Here is a 4,258-nt window from a genome sequence, read left to right on the forward strand (position 1 = left end):
CTGGCGGCCTACGATATCGCCGCCCTGATGGAGTACGCGAACCTGAGCCTGCATGAGGCCTGCGAGCGGGTGGTGATGGAGAAGCTGCCGGCCCTCGGCGGCAGCGGCGGCCTGATAGCCATCGACAGAGAGGGTAACGTGGTGCTGCCGTTTAACAGCGAAGGCATGTATCGGGCCTGGTGCTACGCGGGCGATACGCCCACTATTGGAATTTATCGGGAATAAGGGGGTAGGGACGTTGCCGCATAGTCAAGAAATCGACGCCAATGATGTGCTGCTGGTGCGCGATCTGAACGTGGCGTTCAGCCAGGAGCAGCAGACCTTTTCTGCGGTGCGGCATCTTTCGTTCAACCTGCGGCGCGGCGAAACGTTAGCCATCGTGGGCGAGTCTGGCTCGGGGAAGTCGGTCACCGCGCTGGCGCTGATGCGCCTGCTCGATGACGCCGCCAGCCAGGTCAGCAGCGACGCGCTGTGGCTGCGCCGGCGCAATCGTCAGGTCATTGCGCTGAGCGAACAGTCCGCTTCGGCAATGCGCCACGTGCGCGGGGCGGATATCGCGATGATTTTCCAGGAGCCGATGACCTCGCTGAATCCGGTATTTACCATCGGGGAACAGATCGCCGAGTCCATTCGCCTGCACCAGAATCTGGGCCATGACGAGGCCCTGCGCGAAGCGAAGAAAATGCTCGACCAGGTGCGGATACCGGAGGCTGAAGCGATGCTATCGCGCTATCCGCATCAGCTCTCCGGCGGGATGCGCCAGCGGGTGATGATCGCCATGGCGCTCTCCTGCCGTCCGGCGGTGCTGATTGCCGACGAGCCCACCACCGCGCTGGATGTCACCGTTCAGGCGCAGATCCTCCAGCTGATTGCCGTGCTGCAAAAAGAGATGGAGATGGGGGTTATTTTTATTACTCACGATATGGGCGTGGTGGCCGATATTGCCGACCGCGTGCTGGTGATGTACCGCGGCGAAGCGGTGGAGAGCGGAACGGTTGAGGAGATTTTCCGCGCGCCTGCGCACCCTTACACCCAGGCGCTGCTGGCGGCGGTCCCGCGCTTAGGCTCGATGCGCGGCAGCGATTTGCCCCGCCGCTTCCCGCTGCTCAACCAAAGCGCGCCCGATGACCGCGAACAGGACACCGTCGTCGCCGGCGAGCCGATTCTGCAGGTGCGCGACCTGGTGGCGCGCTTCCCGCTGCGCAGCGGCATTTTGAACCGGGTGACCCGCGAGGTGCATGCGGTTGAAAAAGTCAGCTTTGACCTCTGGCCGGGGGAAACCCTGGCGCTGGTCGGCGAGTCCGGCTGCGGTAAATCCACCACCGGTCGGGCGCTGCTGCGGCTGGTGGCGGCCGAGAGCGGGACCATCGTGTTTAACGGCGAACGCATTGATACCCTGGCAGGCGGTAAGCTGCAGGCGCTGCGCCGCGATATACAGTTTATTTTCCAGGACCCGTACGCCTCGCTCGATCCGCGACAAACGGTGGGCTACTCGATCATGGAGCCGCTGCGCGTGCACGGCCTGCTGGAGGGCGAGGCGGCCCGCCAGCGCGTGGCCTGGCTGCTTGAACGCGTCGGCCTGCAGCCGGAGCACGCCTGGCGCTATCCGCACGAGTTTTCCGGCGGCCAGCGCCAGCGCGTATGCATTGCGCGGGCGCTGGCGCTGAATCCCAAAGTGGTGATTGCCGATGAGTCGGTTTCGGCGCTTGACGTCTCGATTCAGGCGCAGATTATTAACCTGATGCTCGATCTCCAGCGCGAAATGGGCATCGCCTTTCTGTTTATTTCCCACGATATGGCGGTGGTTGAGCGCATCAGCCATCGCGTGGCGGTGATGTATCGCGGGCGCATCGTTGAGATTGGCCCGCGCCGCGCCGTATTTGAAAACCCGCAGCATCCCTATACCCGCAAGCTGATGGCCGCCGTACCGGTGGCCGACCCGGCGCATCGTCATCCGCAGCGCGTACTGCTTTCAGACGAGCTGCCGGGCAATATCTATAAGCGAGGGGAAGAGGTAGCCAGCGCGCCGCTACAACAGGTAGGGCCCGGACATTTCGTTGCCAGGGAACCTGCCGCCGACGTGCTGGGCAGATAACAACGACACCAATAACGCAGCATTTCAGGAGAACAACATGACACAACGCGTATCACGCAAATGGTTGCTGGCGCTGGGCGTCGCTTCGGCGCTGGCGACTACGCCGGCGCTGGCCGCAAAAGATGTGGTGGTGGCGGTCGGATCTAACTTCACGACCCTCGACCCCTATGATGCCAACGACACCTTATCCCAGGCGGTGGCCAAATCGTTCTATCAGGGGCTGTTCGGCCTTGATAAAGAGATGAAGCTGGAAAACGTTCTTGCGGAAAGCTATACCGTTTCGCCCGACGGCCTGGTCTATACCATTAAGCTGCACCCGGGCGTCAAGTTCCAGGACGGCACCGATTTTAACGCCGAGGCGGTGAAGGCCAACCTCGACCGCGCCAGCAATCCGGATAATCATCTCAAGCGCTATAACCTGTACAAAAATATCGCCAGCACCGAAGCGGTTGATCCGGCGACGGTGAAAATCACCCTTAAGCAGCCTTTCTCGGCGTTTATCAACGTCCTGGCCCACCCGGCTACGGCGATGATCTCTCCGGCGGCGCTGAAAAAATATGGCAAAGAGATCGGCTTCCATCCCGTCGGTACCGGGCCGTATCAGCTCGATACCTGGAACCAGACCGATTTTGTGAAGGTGACGAAGTTTGCCGGCTACTGGCAGCCGGGCCTGCCGAAGCTGGACTCCATCACCTGGCGTCCGGTGGTGGATAACAACACCCGCGCCGCGATGCTGCAAACCGGCGAGGCGCAGTTTGCCTTCCCGATCCCCTACGAGCAGGCGCCGCTGCTGGCGAAAAACGACAAGCTGGAGCTGGTCGCCAGCCCGTCAATCATGCAGCGTTATATCAGCATGAACGTCACGCAGAAGCCGTTTGATAATCCGAAGGTGCGCGAGGCGATTAACTACGCCATCAACCGCCAGGCGCTGGTGAAGGTTGCCTTCGCCGGGTACGCCACGCCGGCGACCGGCGTCGTGCCGCCGTCCATCGCCTATGCCGAGACCTTTAAACCCTGGCCGTACGATCCGGCTAAGGCCCGCGAGCTGCTCAAAGAGGCCGGTTTCCCTAACGGATTCAGCACCACGCTGTGGTCATCGCATAACCACAGCACCGCCCAGAAGGTGCTGCAGTTTACCCAGCAGCAGCTGGCGCAGGTGGGCATTAAGGCGCAGCTGACGGCGATGGATGCCGGCCAGCGCGCGGCGGAAGTGGAAGGTAAAGGACAGAAAGAGAGCGGGGTGCGCATGTTCTACACCGGCTGGTCGGCCTCGACCGGTGAGGCCGACTGGGCGCTGTCGCCGCTGTTCGCCTCGCAAAACTGGCCGCCAACGCTGTTTAATACCGCCTTCTACGGCAATCCGCAGGTGGATAAAGACCTCACCGACGCCCTGAAGACGACCGACGCGCAGGAAAAAACGCGGCTCTACAAGCAGGCCCAGGAGATTATCTGGAAAGAGTCGCCGTGGGTGCCGCTGGTGGTGGAAAAACTGGTCTCCGCGCACAGTAAGAAGCTGAGCGGTTTTTATATCCAGCCGGATACCGGATTTAGCTTCGAGCAGGCGGATTTAGCCCAGTGACGGTGGTTACCTTTATCCCGACCCTCTCTCCCGGAGAGAGGGCGCCGGGCCTTGCTCCCTCTGCCGTCCGCGCAGAGGGGGCGGGTGAGGAGGGGCGATGCTAAATTATGTGCTTAAACGCCTGCTGGGGCTGATCCCCACCCTGCTGATCGTGGCGGTGCTGGTTTTTCTGTTTGTGCATCTGCTGCCCGGCGACCCGGCGCGGCTGATTGCCGGACCGGAAGCCGATGCGCAGGTCGTCGCGATGGTCCGGGAACAGCTGGGGCTCGATCGGCCGCTGCACGTCCAGTTCTGGCACTATATCACCAGCGTGCTGCAGGGCGATTTTGGCATCTCGATGGCCTCGCGACGCCCGGTGAGCAGCGAGATCGCCAGCCGCTTTATGCCGACGCTGTGGCTAACGCTTGCCAGCATGAGCTGGGCGGTGGTGTTTGGTATGGCTGCGGGAATTGCCGCCGCGGTATGGCGCAACCGCTGGCCGGACAGGCTGGGGATGGCGCTGGCGGTGACCGGGATCTCCTTTCCGGCGTTTGCTCTCGGGATGCTGCTGATGCAGGTCTTCTCCGTCGAACTTGGCTGGCTGC

At 62.2% G+C, this 4,258-nt stretch carries 4 protein-coding genes; all 4 read left to right on the forward strand.

Features of this window, described 5'->3' with window-relative positions; translation table 11 throughout:
* Positions 1 to 225 (forward strand): isoaspartyl peptidase/L-asparaginase (locus PFH44_RS25220; RefSeq protein WP_283826522.1); only part of this gene is annotated, 225 nt, incomplete at its 5' end.
* A gap of 13 nt (positions 226 to 238) precedes the next feature.
* On the forward strand, positions 239 to 2,095 hold the full coding sequence (gene gsiA / locus PFH44_RS25225) for a glutathione ABC transporter ATP-binding protein GsiA (protein WP_283826523.1): 1,857 nt from the start codon (positions 239 to 241) through the stop codon (positions 2,093 to 2,095).
* Positions 2,096 to 2,132: 37 nt separating this feature from the next.
* Positions 2,133 to 3,674 carry a glutathione ABC transporter substrate-binding protein GsiB gene (gene gsiB / locus PFH44_RS25230; protein ID WP_237372751.1) on the forward strand — a complete coding sequence of 514 codons (1,542 nt, stop codon included), beginning with the start codon at positions 2,133 to 2,135 and terminating at the stop codon, positions 3,672 to 3,674.
* A 97-nt stretch (positions 3,675 to 3,771) separates the two neighbouring features.
* Positions 3,772 to 4,258 (forward strand): ABC transporter permease family protein (locus PFH44_RS25235; RefSeq protein ID WP_463671576.1); only part of this gene is annotated, 487 nt, incomplete at its 3' end.

Source organism: Klebsiella sp. Ech2A (assembly GCF_030078455.1).
Taxonomy (GTDB): domain Bacteria; phylum Pseudomonadota; class Gammaproteobacteria; order Enterobacterales; family Enterobacteriaceae; genus Klebsiella; species Klebsiella terrigena.

What these genes read in the sequence shown, in the direction of transcription:
- gsiB (WP_237372751.1), top strand. Translation starts at nt 2,133, where the DNA reads ATGACACAACGCGTATCACGCAAATGGTTGCTGGCGCTGGGCGTCGCT.